Origin of the sequence: Cryobacterium sp. Y29 (assembly GCF_002929825.1) — a bacterium.
In the GTDB taxonomy this organism is placed as follows: Bacteria; Actinomycetota; Actinomycetes; order Actinomycetales; family Microbacteriaceae; genus Cryobacterium.
Genome location: NZ_PJJN01000035.1, coordinates 228,441 through 247,008, shown reverse-complemented (window position 1 = coordinate 247,008; position 18,568 = coordinate 228,441). Strand labels below are relative to the sequence as shown.

The following is an 18,568-nucleotide window of genomic DNA, read 5'->3' as shown; positions in this document are numbered from 1 at the left end:
TTTTGCCGCTGAGCATCCTCAATACTTGTACGATTTTTTCGCGTATGGCCCGATTTCGTCCATCCTGGAGCAACTACTACATGACAATCGCAACGACCGAACGGGCACCCAAGCAGGTCGCCATCAACGACATTGGATCTGCTGAAGACTTTCTTGCCGCGGTCGAAAAGACTCTGAAATTCTTCAACGACGGAGACCTCATTGAAGGCACCGTTGTGAAGATCGACCGCGACGAGGTTCTCCTCGACGTTGGGTACAAGACTGAGGGTGTCATTCCCTCCCGCGAACTCTCCATCAAGCACGACGTCGACCCTTCTGAGGTTGTCAAGGTCGGCGACCTGGTCGAGGCCCTCGTTCTTCAGAAAGAAGACAAAGAAGGCCGCCTCATCCTGTCCAAGAAGCGGGCTCAGTACGAGCGTGCATGGGGCGACGTCGAGAAGATCAAGGAGTCCGACGGTGTTGTCACCGGTTCGGTCATCGAGGTCGTCAAGGGTGGACTCATCGTCGACATCGGCCTGCGCGGCTTCCTGCCGGCATCGCTCATCGAACTTCGTCGTGTTCGCGACCTGACCCCGTACCTGGGCCAGGAGATCGAAGCGAAGATCCTCGAGCTCGACAAGAACCGCAACAACGTTGTGCTGTCACGTCGCGCCCTGCTCGAGCAGACGCAGAGCGAAAGCCGCACCACGTTCCTCAACAACCTCCAGAAGGGACAGGTCCGCAAGGGCGTCGTCTCCTCGATCGTCAACTTCGGTGCGTTCGTCGACCTCGGCGGCGTCGATGGTCTGGTTCACGTTTCCGAGCTCAGCTGGAAGCACATTGAGCACGCCAGCGAGGTCGTTGAAGTTGGCCAGGAAGTCACCGTCGAGATCCTCGAAGTTGACCTCGAGCGCGAGCGTGTCTCGCTGTCCCTCAAGGCAACGCAGGAAGACCCGTGGCAGGTATTCGCCCGCACCCACGCCATCGGCCAGGTTGCACCGGGTAAGGTCACCAAGCTCGTTCCGTTCGGTGCGTTCGTTCGCGTAGCCGAGGGCATCGAGGGCCTGGTCCACATCAGCGAGCTCTCCGGCAAGCACGTCGAGCTCGCCGAGCAGGTTGTCTCGGTCGGCGACGAGGTCTTCGTCAAGGTCATCGACATCGACCTCGAGCGTCGCCGCATTTCGCTCAGCCTCAAGCAGGCTAACGATGGCGTCGACCCCGACGGTACCGAGTTCGACCCGGCGCTCTACGGAATGCTCACCGAGTACGACGACAAGGGCCAGTACAAGTACCCCGAAGGCTTCGACTCCGAGACCAACGAGTGGCGCGAAGGCTTCGACGAGCAGCGCGAAAAGTGGGAGCAGGACTACGCTGCTGCCCAGGCTCGCTGGGAAGCCCACAAGAAGCAGGTTTCGACCGCGAACGACGAGATCGCTGCCCCCAGCGACGTCGCACCGGCCGGATCGGCCTTCTCGAGCGAGTCGGCTGGCGCCGGCACGCTCGCCGACGACGAAGCACTCGCGGCTCTCCGCGAGAAGCTCTCCGGCGGCAACTAGCACCACAGCTACATCCCCAACAGCGGGCTGCATCCTTCGGGATGCGGCCCGCTGTGTCGTGTAACCGACGAATCTGAAACCCACGATTTACGCAACGCTCGCGGTTGAGCCGGATGCCACAGGCGCTGGGCATCCGTCGCGTTCGGGCTGACCGTGGAACCTTGAAACTTCGTGCTATACCTAATGGTGAGGATATTTCCTCCCGTTTGGCGCGTCCCGATATCTTCAGGATTGCCGCGCACTTCCCACTTCTCCACGAGAACCTGTTTTCTGGATGAATTCGCCTGCGCACACCAGTTCCACGAACCACAGCCCCATCGGAGAATTTCATGAAAAATGGTCATCCCTCAGACAGCGCGGGAGGTCCCGCTGCGTTCGACGCAGCGCCGCCCAGCCTCACTGAAGCCATCGTCTGCAGCATCACCATGCAGAGTCACTCGACGGCGCTCGTCGTCGAGAACGATCCCCAATCGGCCGAGCTCCTGCGGCTGCTCCTGGAGAGGGAAGGATTCCGGGTGATCACGGTCGCGAGCGGCGAGGACGCCCTCGATATCGCGCGGCGCGTTCCGCTGGCCCTGATCACCCTCGACCTGCACCTTCCCGGAATGGACGGTTGGAAATTCCTGCTGAAACTGGAAGATTCGTTGGGGTTGGCATCCGCACCGGTCATTATCATCAATGGCCTGACCGACATGGGCATGGCGCTGAGTCGGGGGGCTGCTGCCGTTCTGGAGAAACCAGTCCAGCCAGCCGAGCTGCAGACCTCACTCGCCCTGCTGGGTCTCCGCCCCGATCGGCCGCAGACGCGCACCATCCTCGTCGTCGACGAGGATGAAGAAATCGTTAACCAGGACACGCTGGACAGTGGCCCAAAACAGCTTGTGGTCGAGGTGAACGAGCTTGACATCAACCGTGCGGCACTCCTGGCCGAGATTCAGCGAGACCTCGGGTAGGCCGATGCCCGCAGTTCGATGTTGATGCAGGCGGTCGCATCCGCTCGGCGCCGTGCAGCGGATAGCATGGCGGAATGTATCTGATTGGACTGACCGGCGGAATCGCGTCGGGCAAGAGCACCGTGGCGAAGCGCCTGGCTTCCTGGGGTGCCATCGGAATCGACGCCGACCAGCTGGCCCGTCACGTGGTCGAACCCGGAACGCCCGGCCTCGCCGCAATTGTCGCGGAGTTCGGCGACACGATCTTGCTGAACGATGGCACGCTGAATCGACCGGCCCTGGGCGCCATTATTTTCACCGACGCGCGCCAGAGGGAGCGGCTGAACGCCATCACGCATCCGGCGGTACGGCGGCTCACTCGCGATCGGGTCGCCGCCGCGGTCGCCGCCGACCCGCACGTCATCGTCGTGTACGACGTTCCGCTTCTGGCCGAGGCCATCGCCGGCGGCCTGGTCACGTTCGATCTGATCGTTGTCGTGCATGCAGATGCCGAGACCCGAATCGAGCGCATGGTGAAGTTACGTGGACTGTCGCGTGAGGACGCTACCCACCGCATTGCCGCGCAGGCGAGTGATGCGGACCGCCTCGCCCTGGCTGATGTCGTCATCGACAACAACGGCACCGTCGAAGCGACTCTGTCCCAGGTCGACGCACTATGGACTCGCGCACGGGCGGCCGAAGCCGGAGCGGCCGAAGCTGGCGCGGGTGAAGCTGGCGCAGGCGAAGAGACCGACGGCGCCGCCACGACGTAGTCCACCTACAAAGGTTGACTGTCAGACCCCCTTTGTACAATGAGGGCATGGAACCCACGCGCTCTGTGAACCCGTTTGAAGTGGTCAGTGAGTACACCCCGAGCGGCGACCAGCCGTCCGCCATCGCCGACCTGACCGCCCGCATCAATGCCGGAGAAACCGACATCGTTCTGCTTGGAGCCACCGGTACCGGCAAGTCAGCCACGACTGCCTGGCTGATCGAGCAGGTGCAACGCCCGACGCTCGTGCTCGCCCACAACAAGACTCTCGCGGCCCAGCTGGTCAATGAATTTCGCGACCTCATGCCCAACAACGCGGTCGAGTACTTCGTTTCGTACTACGACTATTACCAGCCCGAGGCCTACGTTCCGCAGACCGACACGTTTATCGAAAAGGACTCCTCGATCAATGAGGAGGTTGAACGGCTGCGGCACTCCACCACCAATTCGCTGCTGAGCCGCCGCGACGTCATCGTGGTGTCCACCGTGTCGTGCATCTACGGGCTCGGCACGCCGCAAGGCTATCTCGACGCCATGATCGCGCTGCAGATAGGCCAGAAAGTCAGCCGAGACTGGTTGGTACGCAAATTCGTGGCGATGCAATACAAACGAAACGATGTCGATTTTTCGCGAGGCAATTTTCGAGTGCGCGGCGACACCATCGAGATCATCCCGATGTACGAAGAGCTCGCTATTCGCATCGAGATGTTCGGCGATGAGATTGAGGGGCTCTACAGCCTGCATCCGCTCACCGGTGACATCGTCAAAAAACTCGATTCGGTATCCGTTTTTCCCGGCTCGCACTATGTCGCAAGCGACGACGTCATGCGCCGTGCCATCGGCACCATCGAGATCGAGCTTGCTGAGCGCCTCGAGGTGCTCGAACGTGAGGGCAAGCTACTCGAAGCCCAGCGGCTGCGCATGCGCACCACCTTCGACCTCGAGATGATGGAGCAAATCGGGTTCTGCTCCGGCATCGAGAACTACTCCCGGCACATCGATGCGCGTGAGCCGGGAGAGGCTCCGCACTGCCTGCTCGACTACTTTCCCGACGATTTTCTCATGGTCATCGATGAGTCGCACGTGACCGTGCCGCAGATCGGTGCCATGTACGAGGGGGACTCTTCTCGAAAGCGCACCCTGGTCGACCACGGCTTTCGGCTGCCGAGCGCCCTGGACAATCGACCGCTCAAGTTCAACGAGTTCAAGAACCGAGTAGGTCAGACCGTGTACCTGTCGGCCACGCCGGGCAAGTACGAGATGGGTATCGCCGATGGCATCGTCGAACAGATCATCCGCCCGACCGGCTTGATCGACCCCCAGATCATCGTCAAGCCGAGCGCCGGGCAGATCGACGACCTGCTTGAAGAAATCAAAAAGCGCACCGAACGCAATGAGCGCGTGCTGGTCACAACGCTCACCAAGAAAATGGCCGAGAACCTCACCGACTTTCTCACCGAAGCGGGGGTGCGCGTGCGCTACCTCCATTCCGACGTCGACACCCTGCGTCGAGTCGAGCTCCTCACCGAGCTCCGTGCGGGCATTTACGATGTGCTGGTCGGCATCAACCTGCTGCGCGAGGGGCTCGACCTGCCCGAGGTATCCCTCGTCGCTATCCTCGATGCCGACAAAGAAGGGTTTCTGCGCTCGGCCACGTCCCTTATTCAGACCATCGGGCGAGCCGCCCGCAACGTTTCCGGCGAGGTGCATATGTACGCCGACCGCCTGACGGCTTCCATGGCGAAAGCGATCGACGAGACCGACCGTCGCCGGGAGAAGCAGGTCGCCTACAACACCCTGCACGGCATCGACCCGACACCGCTGCGCAAACGCATCGGAGACATCACCGAGGCCCTCGCCCGAGAGGAGGCGGACACCGCCGAACTGCTCGCCGGCCGAGATGCTCGGCGCAAGAGTTCCACTCCCAACCGCCGGGTCGGCCTTGCCGCGAACGGCGCCAACGACCTCGAATCGATCATCGCCGACCTCAACTCGCAGATGCTCGAGGCTGCCGGGGAGCTGAAGTTCGAGCTTGCCGCGCGCCTGCGCGATGAGCTCTCCGAGCTCAAGCGCGAACTGCGACAAATGGAGAAGGCCGGCCACCTGCAGTAACCGTGCAAGCGTGCCTCCGAACAGGGTGCCTACGCTGAGCCCTGCTCTCGCGGCACCTGTTCAGGATCGCAGCACGCGTTCTTAGGGGGGCCGCGATCCCGAACGGGTGCCGCGAGCCGGTGTCCGTCCCGGGGCGACGCGGGCCTAAGTGCCGCGGCACTCGTTAGGTCTCGGGGCACTTGTTACAACGGGTGCCGTCATCCCTAAAGAGTGCCGCGAGAGCGGATGCCCGCTCCGCGGCCGGCCGATTCAGTCGAACGCGGCCCGATTGCTGAACCGAGTGCGGTTTCCCCCAGCAGTGAGGGCACCACCGACCGCGACGACCGCCGGAAGCGCCAACACGATCAGCGCGAGCTGCAGCCACGGGGGAGTGAACGGCAGCAAGGAAAGGCCAGCGGTGTCGCGGGTCAGCGACAGCGCGAGCGAGGGAACCAGCCCGAGCAGCACCCCGATGATGCTGCCGAGGCCGACGATCACCACCGCCTGCCAAAAGCCGAAGGCCCGGCGCACTCGCGGGGACGCCCCGAGCGAGGTGAGCACCGCGTTGTCCCGGTGCCCGTCAGCGCGGGCGAGTCCGATCGTGATCGACGCCGTGACCAGAGCGATGATCGCCGTGAGAGCGAGCAGGGCCCAGGTCCACGACGCTCCATAAGCCTGCGGGCCCGTCTCGGTTTGCAGGTAGATCCCCGGCGAGATGGCGGCGAGTGCACCCTGCGCATGGTCATATTCTGCCTGGGTCGGGTCTTTGCCGATACTGCTGACGACCACCGACGGCCGGTAGTCGAGGCCAGCATTGTCGGCTGTGGAAGTCAGCATGAACACGGCGTACGGCAGCGGATGTTCGGGCTCCTGCACGCTCCCGGCCAGCGACACGCTACGCGCGGGTTCAAGAACGGAGTTGAGCTCCGTGATCCAGTCAATGCGTATCTCTCCGTTGACGACGTACTGCGGGTAAGTCGCCACGGCCCCGCCGACGGCGAGCATCTTCTGAGACTTCTCGGAGACGGGTTCGCCGAGAATCGCGGCGAAATCCGCCAGATCGCCCACCCAGATGTGGTCGTTCATGCTCGAGTTCATCATCGTGTCGAGATAGTGCGGAGTGGGGCAGCGGATGTCGGTGGGTGTGTCCTCATGATCGGCGTCCATTCGAGTGACATCACTCGGGCATACCGTGTCGGCATCGATCCGTGGGAGGGCGAAGGTGGGTGCATCCGCGGTGGTGCCGTCGGTATCCGCTTCTCCGAATCCCATCGGCGGATCCTCTGCACTGCTCAGCAGCCTGGCCCGTGCGCTCGGAAAGCTGCTGTCGACGGCGGCAACGACTTCGGGCCCGGTCGTTTGCAACACCTGGCCGTACGGCGGCTCATTGAGAGAGGCCGTCAGACTCACCGATGCCGTGTCCAGCGGGGCGCCGTAGGTGTAGCCTTTGGTCGAATTCAGCTGCATGGTCGAAATGAGACTCATCGCGACGGTCGCCACGAAGACGCAGCTCATAATGGCCGCGAGGGCTGGAACGCTGCGCCCGGGGTTTCGCGCTACATCGCGGGCTGCGAGCCTCGCGCCGGGTCCGAACCGGGAGGCGACGCGGGCAGCCCACCGCAGAATCAGGGGAGCGACGAAGACCGCCCCGATCTGCATGATCACCGGACCGGCGACGATAAGGGCGATGCCGAAATTGGCCAGACCCATCTGATACACCGGTGCGTATGCGGCGAGTTCGACCACGCCACCGGTGAGGGCGATGACCGCGCCGATTGCCAACAGAACGATCCCGGCCACCGGGCGGCGGCGTGTCACTCGCGGCGGACGCTGGGCACCGCGCAGCGCAGCCAAGACATCGATGCGGCCGGCCGCTCGGGCTGGAACCGCGGCTGCGCACCAGCCGGCGAGTACGGCGAAGGCGGCGATGACGCTGAGGGACACCACGTCGAGGTGAAATCCCGGATACCGGGCGGCGCTTCCGTTCGCCGAAATCTGCATGAAGATCCAGGCGCCGGCGAGGCCGAGCACGGATCCCAGGGCGGCACCGACCGCGCCGAGAATGACTCCGCCGAACGACATGACGCGAAAGAGCATCCGTTTGTCGCCGCCGACGCTCGCGAGGGTAGCGAGGGTGCGCTGCTGGGTGCGGGCGCCGACGGTGAATGCGGCGCCCGCGAGCAGCGCGACCTCGAACAGGGCGAATCCGCCGAGCAGGGCGACGAACAGATTGGTCGTACTGCGGGAAAACCCACCGTCAAAGGGGTAGCTGCCCACCGGCGGCGGGTCCAGCAGCACGGTGCGCGACAGCACGGTCGCACCGCGCGGGTTGAGGTCCCCGATCTGGCTCCAGGTGAGCGGGGTGTCGGGCAGGTACCACTCGGTCATCAGGTCGGCGTCGTCGGGCAGTACGCCGTCAAAGACTCCTGGCAGCCCGTAGAACCCGACCGCGGAGTCGTCGAGGGTTGCGCTTTGAATTGTGCCAACTATGGTGAACGAGCGCGCTTGTGGCGCGGTAAAGGCAGCCGTCGACCCGATCTGGGCTCCCAGACGATCGAGGGCGGCAGCGGTCACCATGATCTCGTCGTCACTGGTCGGGGCCGATCCCGCCGTCACGTCGTACTTTCCGGCGAATGCCGGGTCCCACGGCTGTCCCTGCACCGCCGGAAACGACGCGAGCCCGTCTTTCGTCTCCACCACGACAGGCGTTGACCGGATGGAGAGCAAACGTGTACCGTCGGCAAACAGCGACGCGGCGGTGACCGGCATCGGTTCGATCGACTGCATGGCGTCGACACGGCCCGCCTCGTCGCTGTAACCCCAGTTCCCCTGGTTCAGCGGGTCCTGCGTGAGTTTCGGGTGTGGCGCGGCGACAATCTGTACCCGAGCCTCGGTCGACCCGAGTGTCAGCACAACTTGTTCAGCGGGCGTCGCGACGTTGCTCGCGGAGATCGTGGTGATGCCCACCGTCCCCAGCACGGGAATCGCAACGAGCAGTGCGATCAGCGCGCTGCGACCCGGGGACTGTCCGGCCATCCGCCGGGCGATCCGAAACGCGATTCGAGTAGATCCCGGGCGCTCGCCAGCGAGCGAACTCGGTTCAACACTCATGCCGGCAGTCCACTCAGCAAGCTTGTTACAGCGGATGCCCGCGACTCGTCCACGATCCGCCCGTCGCGCAGAAAGACGATCCGGTCCGCCCAGGCCGCGTGGCGGGCATCGTGGGTGACCAGAATGCCGCCGGCACCGGCGTCGACTCGCGAGCGGAGCATCCGCAGCACGAGCTCGCCGGTCGTGCTGTCGAGGGCGCCGGTGGGCTCATCGGCGAGAATCAACGAGCGGCCACCGACGACGGCGCGGGCGATCGCCACGCGCTGCTGCTGACCGCCAGACAGGTCGGAGGGAAAGTGCTGGGCCCGATCGCCGAGCTCGACGATATTGAGCGCATCGAGGGCTGGACGGTGCGCCCTCTTCGACGTCCACCCGTCGAGTTCGAGCGGCAGGCTCACGTTTTCGAGCGCGGTCAGTGAGGGGATCAGGTTGAAGTCTTGAAAGACGAAGCCGAGGCTGCGCCGGCGCAGGGTCGCGAGTTGCCGGGCCGGAAGCTGACTGAGCCAGTGCCCTTCAACGATGACCTCGCCGGCCGTCGGCGGGGTCAGCCCACCGGCCACGGTGAGCAGGGTCGATTTCCCCGAACCGGATGCCCCCATCACCGCCACGAGTTCGCCGCGGCTCACCGACAGGTCGACCCCCGCAAGCGCGGTAATCGCGGTCTCACCGCGGCCATACTGCATCGACACACCGTCGAGCTGCAGCAGAATGTCGCTGTCAGTCATGCTCTGGCCGCCGCCGCCGTCTTGGCCGGGCGGCCGCGCTTGGGCACCTCGGTGTTCAGCGGCAACGGTTCAGCCAGGCCGGCGGCCCGCGCCCGGGCCAGCCGGTGCTCCGAGTGGTCCAGCCAGCGTGCTTCCGCCTCAGCCGCGAAGATGAGCGAGTCGATTACGAGCAGCCAGGCCAACTGCTCGGAGGATTCCGGGTCGGCGGTCGCGTTCTTGGTGCGAGTCAGCTCCTGCAAGGTGCGCATGGTGGCGGTGCGCTGCACCTGAATCACCTGGGCGATGTCGACGCCCGGTAGCGTCACGGCGATCGCGAGCTTGATGGCGAGCTCGTCGCGGGTGGCCATGGTGCGCACCACGGGGGAGCCGAGCCAGTCAGCGACCTCCGCGCTGCCGGCATCCGTTATCTCGACGTAGTTCTGGCCATCGGCGTCGATGTCTGCCTTCCGCACCAGGCCGTCCCGCTCGAGGCGGTCGAGGGTGTTGTAGATCTGACCGACGTTGAGCGGCCAGGTCGACCCGGTGCGACGATCGAATTCGGCCCGCAACTGGTAGCCGTAGCACGGCCCTTGGTTCAGGATGGCGAGCAGGCTCTGGCGAACAGACATACAACCTCCGATGGATCGGTCTGCTAATAATTACCGTGTATATACATACACCGTATCAATATATGGGCGGCCGCGTGTTCGCTCTCGGCGGCGGTCATTGGACGTCACTGTCAGCGGCGTTGCATAGAATCGATAAGTGTCGATTACCAAGGTAGAAACAGGTCCGAAACTCAGTGTGCGCGGAGCCCGCGTACACAACCTCCACAACGTTGATCTGGAGATTCCGCGCGATTCGCTCGTAGTTTTCACCGGGCTTTCGGGTTCGGGCAAGTCATCGCTGGCCTTTGACACCATTTTCGCCGAGGGTCAGCGCCGCTACGTCGAGTCGCTTTCAGCGTATGCCCGGCAGTTCCTCGGGCAGGTTGACCGTCCCGATGTGGACTTCATCGAGGGCCTGAGCCCGGCGGTCTCGATCGATCAGAAATCGACTAACCGCAACCCGCGGTCCACGGTGGGGACCATCACTGAAATCTACGACTACATGCGCCTGCTCTGGGCCCGCATCGGTGTGCCGCACTGCGCCGTCTGTGGTGAGATCATCCGGTCCCAGACCGTACAGCAGATCGCCGACCAGCTCATGGAGCTGAAGTCGGGCATCCGCTATCAAGTGGTCAGCCCGATCATCTCGCAAAAGAAGGGCGAGTTCGTCGACCTGTTCCAGGAACTCGCCGGTGGTGGATATTCCCGCGCGATCGTCGACGGTACGCAGATTCAGCTGAGTGAACCGCCCACGCTCAAGAAACAGCAGAAGCACGATATCGCGGTCATCGTCGATCGCCTCGTCGCCGGCCCTGAGCTTCTTTCCCGCCTCACCGACTCGCTCGAAACAGCGCTCAAGCTCACCGACGGACTCGTACAGATCAACTTCCTCGACGAAGAAGGTGATAAGGCCTGGCAGAACTATTCCGAAAAACTCTCCTGCCCGAACAACCACCCGGTGCAGCTGACCGAAATCGAACCGCGCACCTTCTCGTTCAACGCTCCGTTCGGTGCCTGCCCCGAGTGCTCCGGTCTCGGCACCCGCATGTCGGTCGACGAAGACCTGCTGCTCGGCGATCCCGACTTGAGTATCGCCGAGGGTGTTGTGCTGCCGTGGACCACCCAGGGCAAGGGACTGTTCCAGTACTACGAGAAACTGCTCGACGGCCTCGCCCGTGACCTCGACTTCTCCCTCGACACCCCCTGGGGTGAACTGACCAGTGAGGTACAGAACGCCGTCATGCGCGGTGACAACTTCGAGGTGCGCGTCAAGTGGAAGAACCGCTATGGCCGGGAGATGAGCTACACCTCGGGCTTTGAGGGCGTCGTTCCCTACATCGAACGTCAGTATCTGCAGGCCGAGAGTGACACCCAGCGTCAGCGCTGGTCCGAGTACCTGCGCGAGGTTGACTGCCACGTCTGCAAAGGCACCCGGCTCAAGCCCGAAGTGCTCGCGGTACTCGTGCACGAGGCGAGCATTGCGGATGTCTGCGCGCTCAGCTTGAGCGACGCACGTGAATTCATGGACCGGCTCACGCTCACCGACCGCGAGGCGGCCATTGCCGCCCAGGTCTTGCGCGAGATTCGGGCACGCCTCGACTTTCTTATTCGGGTCGGGCTGAACTACCTCAACCTTGCTCGTGCTGCGGCGACCCTCTCCGGTGGCGAGGCGCAGCGCATCCGCTTGGCAACCCAGATCGGCTCCGGCCTCACCGGGGTGCTCTATGTGCTCGATGAGCCGAGTATCGGCCTGCACCAGCGCGACAATCGCCGCCTGATCGAGACTCTCGTCACCCTGCGTGACCTCGGTAATACGCTCATCGTGGTCGAGCACGACGAAGACACCATCAAAACCGCCGACTGGGTCGTTGACATCGGGCCGGGCGCCGGGATCAACGGCGGGCACGTCGTGCACTCCGGGTCCTACGAGGGTCTGCTGGCCAACACCAAATCGCTCACCGGAGACTACCTGTCCGGGCGCAAGTCCATCGCCACGCCGAAAACTCGCCGCCCGATCGATCCGGAACGACTTATCGGCGTCACCGGTGCGGAGGCGAACAACCTGCAGAAGGTCTCGGTGACTTTCCCTCTCGGCACATTCACCGCTGTCACCGGGGTGAGCGGCTCCGGCAAGTCCTCGCTCGTCAACGACATCCTCTACCGGGTGCTCGCCAACCGACTCAACGGTGCCCGCAAGCTGCCAGGTAAGCACACCAGGGTTACCGGGCTGGAGCAGCTGGACAAGGTAATCCATGTCGACCAGGCACCGATCGGCCGCACGCCGCGCTCCAACCCGGCCACCTACACCGGCGTGTTCGACAAGATCCGCACTTTGTTCTCGGAAACCATCGAATCCAAGACTCGCGGCTACCTGCCCGGCCGGTTCAGCTTCAACGTCAAGGGCGGGCGCTGCGAAGCCTGCTCGGGCGACGGCACGATCAAGATCGAAATGAACTTTCTGCCCGACGTCTATGTCGCCTGTGAAGTGTGTGGGGGAGACCGGTACAACCGCGACACACTCACCGTGCACTACAAGGGCAAGAACATCGCCGAGGTGCTCGACATGCCGATCAGCGAGGCGGCCGATTTCTTCGAACCGATCTCGTCGATCCACCGTTTTCTCAAGACGCTGGTTGAGGTCGGCCTCGGTTACGTGCGGCTCGGCCAAAGCGCCACCACACTCTCCGGCGGCGAAGCCCAGCGGGTGAAGCTCGCCACGGAGCTGCAGCGACGCTCCAACGGCCGCAGCGTATATGTGCTCGACGAGCCCACCACGGGCCTGCACTTCGAAGACGTACGCAAACTTCTGCTCGTGCTCAACAGCCTTGTCGACAAGGGCAACACCGTCATTGTCATCGAGCACAACCTCGACGTCATTAAGTCCGCTGACTGGGTGATCGACCTCGGACCAGAAGGCGGCTCCGGCGGCGGCAAAGTGCTCGCCACCGGCACACCCGAACACCTCGCCACGGTCAAGAAGAGCTTCACTGGTACCTTCCTGAAAGAGGTCCTGGCTGCCGACTAGGCGGCAAATATCCATGTCTGATGCCCTAAGCTATCGCCCAAAAACGGGCGAGATTCCTACGACCCCCGGGGTGTACCGGTTTCGCGACGCGACCGGGCGCATCCTCTATGTCGGCAAGGCTAAAAACCTGCGTGCGCGGCTGAGCAATTATTTCGCACCGCTGCATAGCCTGCACGAACGGACCCGGCGCATGGTGACGTCTGCGGCCGGGGTCGAGTGGACGGTCGTCGGCACCGAGGTCGAGGCCTTGCAGCTCGAGTGGATGTGGATCAACGAGTTCGATCCGCCCTTCAACGTGCAGTTCAAAGACGATAAGTCCTACCCGTATCTCGCCGTCACGCTGGGTGACGAGGCGCCGCGCGCCCTGGTCACCCGCACCGAAGGCATCAAGGGTGCTCGCTATTTCGGTCCATACCCCAAGGTATGGGCGGTGTACGAAACCATTGAGCTCATGCTCAAGGCTTTCCCCATCCGCACCTGCAACAATGCCAACTACAAGCGGGCGATGCAGAGCGGCAAGCCATGTTTCGCCGGCCAGATCGGACGCTGCTTCGGCCCCTGTTCCGGCCTGGTTTCGATGGAGGACCACCGAAAGATCGTCAACGAGTTCGTGAGCTTCATGAGCAGTCACGACAAGAAACTCATCAATCTCCTCACCCAGGAGATGAAAGACGCCGCGGCCGCGCAGCAATATGAAATCGCCGGCAAACGCCGTGATCAGGTGCGTGCACTCAATGCCGTACTCGAGAAAAGCGCTGTTGTGCTGCGCGACAACGTCGATATTGATCTGTTCGCCATCGAGCAAGACGAGTTGGCAGCGGCCGTGCAGTTGTTCATCGTGCGCGGTGGGCGTATCCGCGGCGTGCGCGGGTGGATGGTCGACAAGGAACTCGACGTCACCATGAGTGAACTCATCGACTCCATGATGCAGACGGCCTATAACCACGACGCAGTGCCGCCGCGCGAAATCGTGCTCCCCGAGCTGCCAGAAGACGCGGAGGCTCTCGAGGCCTCGCTGGCTGACCTGGCCGGTCGCAAGGTGCGGCTCGTCGCCGCCCAACGCGGTGAGAAGGCTGCTCTGCTCGTGACAGCGAGCAACAACGCCAAGCAGGCGCTGATGCTCTACAAAACCCGTCGCAGCTCGGACTTCGTCGCACGCTCCAAGGCCCTGGAAGACATTCAGGACGCCCTCGAGATGCCGGACGCTCCGCTGCGCATGGAGTGCTACGACGTGTCGCACCTGAGTGGCACGAACATCGTCGCGTCCATGGTCGTCTTCGAAGACGGGTTACCCCGCAAAGATGAATACCGCCGCTTCAACATTCCCGAATCAACCGACGACACCGACTCGATTTATCAGATTCTCACTCGACGCCTTGCGTACCTGAAGCCAGAGGCCGGTGCTGCGGCTGCATCGCATCCCGCGACGGGCGCTGTTGATTTAAGCGACATCGCCCAGGTGGAGCAGAAGCGCGCCAAATTCAAGTACTCGCCCAACCTGCTTATCGTCGACGGCGGCCAGCCGCAGGTCGCCGCCGCCAAACGCGCCCTGGCCGAATCGGGCGTGACCGGAATCCAGTTGTGCGGGATCGCCAAGCGGCTCGAGGAAATCTGGCTGCCCGACTCCGACTACCCGGTTATTCTGCCCCGCAACAGCGACGCGTTGTTTCTGATCCAGCGCATCCGCGACGAAGCCCATCGGTTCGCCATCACGCATCAGCGCATTCGCCGCAAAAAGGACATCTCCTCGATTTTGGGTGAAGTCGCGGGGCTCGGGCCGGCTCGGGTGAAAGTTTTGTTGCAACATTTCGGTTCGGTGGCGCGCCTCAAGGTGGCTTCGGTGGCGGAAATTGCGGATGTCCGTGGCATCGGCTCGGTGCTGGCGGAGTCGATCCACGCCCACCTGCGCGCCTGAACGACACCCGAGACCGGCCAGCGCTCGGTAGGCTTGCTAATCCATCAACTTCTCATTAAGGCGATTTCCAAGAATGACTACGGACCCCGACAAGCAGGAAGTGCTGATCGTCACGGGAATGTCCGGGGCGGGACGCTCCACCGTAGCCAACGCATTGGAAGACCTGGACTGGTACGTCGTCGACAATCTTCCGCCGCAAATGCTGCGGCCCCTGGTCGACCTGGTCGAACGGGCCGGCACGAATTTGCCCAAGATCGCGGCCGTCGTGGACATTCGCGGCCGCGATCTGTTCGGTGATTTTCTCGAAACCGTGCAGCAACTTCGCAGCAACACCCAGGTGCAGGTTATCTTTCTTGAAGCCCGGGACGACGCGCTCGTGCGCAGGTTTGAATCCGTACGGCGGCCGCATCCGCTGCAGGGCGACGGTACCCTTCTCGACGGCATTTCGGCGGAACGTTCTCGGTTGCTCGCCGTTCGGGAATCGAGTGATCTCGTCGTTGACACCTCTGACCTCAACGTGCACCAGCTCGCGACGACGATCGCCGAGCGGTTCGCGGCCGAGGGGCGAGCGGGGGTGCAGCTGACCATTATGAGCTTCGGATTCAAGTACGGTCTGCCGACGGATGTCGATCTGATCGCGGATGTTCGCTTTTTACCGAACCCGTTCTGGATTCCCGAGTTGCGCGCACACACCGGTGTCGAGCCGGAGGTGAGAGACTTTGTACTTGCCCAAACGGGTGCCCTTGATTTTATCGACCACTACGCCGCCGCCATGGCGACGGTGCTGGCCGGGTATCAGCGGGAAAATAAACACCACGCCACCATCGGCATCGGCTGCACCGGAGGCAAGCACCGCTCTGTCGCCATGGCCAGGGAACTGGCCTCTCGGCTTGAAAAACTTCCCGGTGTCGCGGTCAATATCAAGGACCGCGACCTCGGACGCGAATAAGCGAGCCCGGGCGCAGCATCCAGCTCCCCAGGCTTTCACCACTCAGACGTAACGCAACTGATCAACAGAATGGAAAAGCGATTGGCACTCACCGCCGACGTTAAAGATGAACTTTCGCGCGTGGAGGTCTCCAAGACCACCGTGCGCGCGGCCGAACTGGCCACGATTCTCCGGTTCTCCGGCGGATTACACATGATCAGCAGCCGCATCGCGATCGAGTCCGAACTCGACACTGCCATCTTGGCTCGAAGGGTGCGCAAAGATCTCGCTGAACTCTATGGGGTACGCAGCGCTCTGCAGGTCATCGCGGCCACCGGCATCCGTCAGTCCAGCCATTACCTCGTTCAGGTGATCGAGGGCGGCGAGACACTGGCGCGACAAACCGGCCTGCTGGATGCCCGCCGCCGCCCGATTCGCGGTCTGCCCAACCGTCTGACTACGGGCTCGAAGGAAGAAATCGCCGCCGTCTGGCGCGGCGCGTTTCTCGCCCATGGCACCCTGACCGACCCGGGCCGCTCGGCGGCGCTTGAGGTCGTCTGTCCCGGCAACGAGGCAGCCATGGCACTCGTGGGAGCGGCCGGACGTCTCGGCGTCGCGGCCAAGGCGCGCGAGGTCCGGGGGGTGCACCGCGTCGTCATCCGCGATGGCGACGCCATTGGGGCAATGCTCGTCCACATGGGTGCCACCAACACGGTGCTCAACTGGGAAACCTTGCGCCAACGCCGTGAAGTGCGCGCCACAGCAAACCGATTGGTCAACTTTGATGACGCCAACCTGCGTCGTTCCGCTGAAGCGGCGGTTGCGGCCTGCACCCGGGTGCAGCGAGCGATGGATATCCTCGGCGAGGATATCCCTGAGCACCTGCGCTACGCGGGAGAGCTGCGTCTCAACTTTCGTGACTCCAGCCTCGACGAGCTCGGCCACCACGCCGATCCGCCCATGACCAAGGACGCCGTCGCCGGCCGAATTCGACGCCTGCTCGCTATGGCAGACAAGAAAGCGGTCGAACTCGGCATCGAAGGCACCGACGTCGGCTATCCGATTCACCCCGACGACGTAGCGCCCGTCTGAATCGAACCGTGATGGTGCGCGATGTCATGAATTCTGTGACTTCGAACGCGCGCGGTTAGACTGAATTGTCGCTTACAACGCCGCCGCACCCGGTACGGTGGCACAACTCACAAGGAGAAAAGTAATGGCTGAATACACCCTGCCCACCCTTGATTATGATTACGCGGCTCTCGAGCCCAGCATTAGCGGCACCATCATGGAACTCCACCATGGCAAGCACCACCAGGCTTACGTCACCGGCGCCAACACGGCACTTGCCCAGCTCGCAGAGGCCCGCGACAGCGGAAGCCTCGCCAACGTGAACAAGCTCCAGAAAGACCTTGCCTTCAACCTCGGCGGTCACGTCAACCATTCCATTTTTTGGACCAACCTGTCCCCGAACGGCGGCGACAAGCCCGTTGGCGAGCTCGCGGCGGCAATCGATGACAACTTTGGTTCATTCGACAAGTTCCAGGCGCACTTCACCGCTGCCGCGCTCGGTGTGCAGGGCTCCGGCTGGGCCGTGCTCGCGTGGGACTCCATCGGTCAGCGTCTGATCATCCAGCAGTTTTTCGACCAGCAGTCAAACTTCGCTGCCGGTACGGTTCCAGTTCTCATGCTCGACGTGTGGGAGCACGCCTACTACCTCGATTACCGCAACGTGCGCGCTGACTACATCAAGGCCTTCTGGAACATTGCCAACTGGGCAAACGTGCAGGAGCGCTTCGCCGTCGCACGTGAGAAGACGAACGGCCTGCTGCTACTCTCGTAGGCTGTTGGTGCCCCGGGCGATACGGGGCACCAACATTCGTTTTGCATTTTTTCATCGCGCCTTCGGCGCCTTTTTCAACAACAGGAGCTATCTGTGTCCGTAAAGATCGGTATCAACGGTTTTGGCCGCATTGGTCGAAACTACTTCCGAGCCGCCCTCGCCAAGGGTAGTGACATCGAAATTGTCGCCGTCAACGACCTCAGCGACCCCGCGTCGCTCGCCCACTTGCTCAAGTACGACTCCGTCGGTGGACGCCTGAACGCCACCGTCGAGGTCGACGGCGACAACATCATCATCAACGGCAAGGCCATCAAGGTGCTCGCCGAGCGCGACCCGGCCAACCTGCCGTGGGGCACCCTGGGTGTTGAAATCGTCATCGAATCCACCGGCCGTTTCACGAAGGCCGTCGATGCGCAGAAGCACATCGCTGCCGGTGCCAAAAAGGTCATCGTCTCGGCCCCGGCGACGGGTGCTGACGTGGCAACGCTCGTGCTCGGTGTGAACGAAGACACGTATGATTCTGCGATCCACGACATTATCTCGAACGCGTCCTGCACGACGAACTGCCTCGCGCCGCTCGTCAAAGTGTTTCTCGACAACTTCGGCATTGAGCGCGGTCTCATGACCACCATTCACGCCTACACCGCAGACCAGAACCTCCAGGACGGGCCGCACAGTGACCTCCGTCGTGCCCGTGCCGCTGCGCTGAACATCATCCCAACCTCTACCGGCGCCGCTAAGGCTCTTGGCCTCGTCATCCCGGAGAGCATCGGCAAGCTCGACGGTTATGCGCTGCGCGTTCCGGTTCCGACCGGTTCGATCACGGACCTCACGCTCACCGCCTCCCGTGCGGTAACGGTCGCAGAAGTGAACGCCGCTTACAAGGCCGCAGCCGATGGCCCGCTCAAGGGTATCCTCAGCTATACCGAGGACCCGATTGTGTCCAGCGACATCGTCGGCGACCCGCACTCCTCGATTTTCGACGCCGGCCTGACCAAGGTGATTGGCGATCAGGTCAAGGTTGCCTCCTGGTACGACAACGAATGGGGTTACTCCAACCGTCTCGTGGACCTCACCGAGTTCGTCGCTGAGCGACTCTAACGG

General features: G+C 62.9%; 13 protein-coding genes. 10 read left to right on the top strand and 3 right to left on the bottom strand.

The window, feature by feature from the left end; translation table 11 throughout:
• Positions 1 to 80 precede the first annotated feature (80 nt).
• The 4 genes from rpsA to uvrB all read left to right on the top strand — a co-directional run bounded on the left by rpsA (position 81) and on the right by uvrB (position 5,351).
• Positions 81 to 1,535 (top strand): 30S ribosomal protein S1, encoded by a 1,455-nt coding sequence (rpsA, locus tag CXY74_RS12695; RefSeq protein WP_092448535.1) that lies wholly within the window; start codon positions 81 to 83, stop codon positions 1,533 to 1,535.
• 329 nt (positions 1,536 to 1,864) lie between these two features.
• Positions 1,865 to 2,488, top strand: a complete 624-nt coding sequence (locus CXY74_RS12690) for a response regulator (RefSeq protein ID WP_104200755.1) — start codon at positions 1,865 to 1,867, stop codon at positions 2,486 to 2,488.
• 74 nt (positions 2,489 to 2,562) lie between these two features.
• Positions 2,563 to 3,240: a dephospho-CoA kinase gene (coaE, locus tag CXY74_RS12685; protein ID WP_104200754.1), complete on the top strand. Its 678-nt coding sequence runs from the start codon at positions 2,563 to 2,565 to the stop codon at positions 3,238 to 3,240.
• A 47-nt stretch (positions 3,241 to 3,287) separates the two neighbouring features.
• Positions 3,288 to 5,351: an excinuclease ABC subunit UvrB gene (gene uvrB / locus CXY74_RS12680; protein WP_104200753.1), complete on the top strand. Its 2,064-nt coding sequence runs from the start codon at positions 3,288 to 3,290 to the stop codon at positions 5,349 to 5,351.
• Between the two features lie 249 nt (positions 5,352 to 5,600).
• Here uvrB and CXY74_RS12675 read toward each other — a convergent pair whose 3' ends face one another.
• From CXY74_RS12675 to CXY74_RS12665, 3 genes are read right to left on the bottom strand one after another with little or no spacing between them, the layout of a single operon-like run.
• On the bottom strand, positions 5,601 to 8,441 hold the full coding sequence (locus tag CXY74_RS12675; protein WP_104200752.1) for an FtsX-like permease family protein: 2,841 nt from the start codon (positions 8,439 to 8,441) through the stop codon (positions 5,601 to 5,603).
• Positions 8,438 to 9,166: an ABC transporter ATP-binding protein gene (locus CXY74_RS12670; RefSeq protein ID WP_104200751.1), complete on the bottom strand. Its 729-nt coding sequence runs from the start codon at positions 9,164 to 9,166 to the stop codon at positions 8,438 to 8,440. Before CXY74_RS12670 ends, CXY74_RS12675 begins: the two co-directional genes overlap by 4 nt.
• Complete coding sequence (locus CXY74_RS12665; RefSeq protein WP_104200750.1) at positions 9,163 to 9,774, bottom strand: PadR family transcriptional regulator; 612 nt, start codon at positions 9,772 to 9,774, stop codon at positions 9,163 to 9,165. Before CXY74_RS12665 ends, CXY74_RS12670 begins: the two co-directional genes overlap by 4 nt.
• Before the next feature lie 136 nt (positions 9,775 to 9,910).
• On the opposite strand from CXY74_RS12665, the gene uvrA reads away from it, so the two are divergent.
• The 6 genes from uvrA to gap all read left to right on the top strand — a co-directional run bounded on the left by uvrA (position 9,911) and on the right by gap (position 18,565).
• The gene (gene uvrA, locus CXY74_RS12660) at positions 9,911 to 12,778 is read left to right on the top strand and encodes an excinuclease ABC subunit UvrA (protein ID WP_104200749.1); all 2,868 of its coding nucleotides are present in this window, start codon (positions 9,911 to 9,913) and stop codon (positions 12,776 to 12,778) included.
• Between the two features lie 13 nt (positions 12,779 to 12,791).
• Positions 12,792 to 14,693: an excinuclease ABC subunit UvrC gene (gene uvrC, locus CXY74_RS12655; RefSeq protein ID WP_104200748.1), complete on the top strand. Its 1,902-nt coding sequence runs from the start codon at positions 12,792 to 12,794 to the stop codon at positions 14,691 to 14,693.
• 73 nt (positions 14,694 to 14,766) lie between these two features.
• Entirely contained in the window at positions 14,767 to 15,642 is an 876-nt protein-coding gene (rapZ, locus tag CXY74_RS12650) for an RNase adapter RapZ (RefSeq protein ID WP_104200747.1), read from the top strand.
• 81 nt (positions 15,643 to 15,723) lie between these two features.
• Positions 15,724 to 16,713: a DNA-binding protein WhiA gene (gene whiA, locus CXY74_RS12645; protein WP_104200746.1), complete on the top strand. Its 990-nt coding sequence runs from the start codon at positions 15,724 to 15,726 to the stop codon at positions 16,711 to 16,713.
• A gap of 124 nt (positions 16,714 to 16,837) precedes the next feature.
• Positions 16,838 to 17,464 carry a superoxide dismutase gene (locus CXY74_RS12640; RefSeq protein WP_104200745.1) on the top strand — a complete coding sequence of 209 codons (627 nt, stop codon included), beginning with the start codon at positions 16,838 to 16,840 and terminating at the stop codon, positions 17,462 to 17,464.
• Between the two features lie 93 nt (positions 17,465 to 17,557).
• Entirely contained in the window at positions 17,558 to 18,565 is a 1,008-nt protein-coding gene (gap, locus tag CXY74_RS12635) for a type I glyceraldehyde-3-phosphate dehydrogenase (RefSeq protein WP_104200744.1), read from the top strand.
• Positions 18,566 to 18,568 lie beyond the last annotated feature (3 nt).

What these genes read in the sequence shown, in the direction of transcription:
- rpsA (WP_092448535.1), top strand. Translation starts at nt 81, where the DNA reads ATGACAATCGCAACGACCGAACGGGCACCCAAGCAGGTCGCCATCAAC.
- CXY74_RS12690 (WP_104200755.1), top strand. Translation starts at nt 1,865, where the DNA reads ATGAAAAATGGTCATCCCTCAGACAGCGCGGGAGGTCCCGCTGCGTTC.
- coaE (WP_104200754.1), top strand. Translation starts at nt 2,563, where the DNA reads ATGTATCTGATTGGACTGACCGGCGGAATCGCGTCGGGCAAGAGCACC.
- uvrB (WP_104200753.1), top strand. Translation starts at nt 3,288, where the DNA reads ATGGAACCCACGCGCTCTGTGAACCCGTTTGAAGTGGTCAGTGAGTAC.
- CXY74_RS12675 (WP_104200752.1), bottom strand. Translation starts at nt 8,441, where the DNA reads ATGAGTGTTGAACCGAGTTCGCTCGCTGGCGAGCGCCCGGGATCTACT.
- CXY74_RS12670 (WP_104200751.1), bottom strand. Translation starts at nt 9,166, where the DNA reads ATGACTGACAGCGACATTCTGCTGCAGCTCGACGGTGTGTCGATGCAG.
- CXY74_RS12665 (WP_104200750.1), bottom strand. Translation starts at nt 9,774, where the DNA reads ATGTCTGTTCGCCAGAGCCTGCTCGCCATCCTGAACCAAGGGCCGTGC.
- uvrC (WP_104200748.1), top strand. Translation starts at nt 12,792, where the DNA reads ATGTCTGATGCCCTAAGCTATCGCCCAAAAACGGGCGAGATTCCTACG.
- rapZ (WP_104200747.1), top strand. Translation starts at nt 14,767, where the DNA reads ATGACTACGGACCCCGACAAGCAGGAAGTGCTGATCGTCACGGGAATG.
- CXY74_RS12640 (WP_104200745.1), top strand. Translation starts at nt 16,838, where the DNA reads ATGGCTGAATACACCCTGCCCACCCTTGATTATGATTACGCGGCTCTC.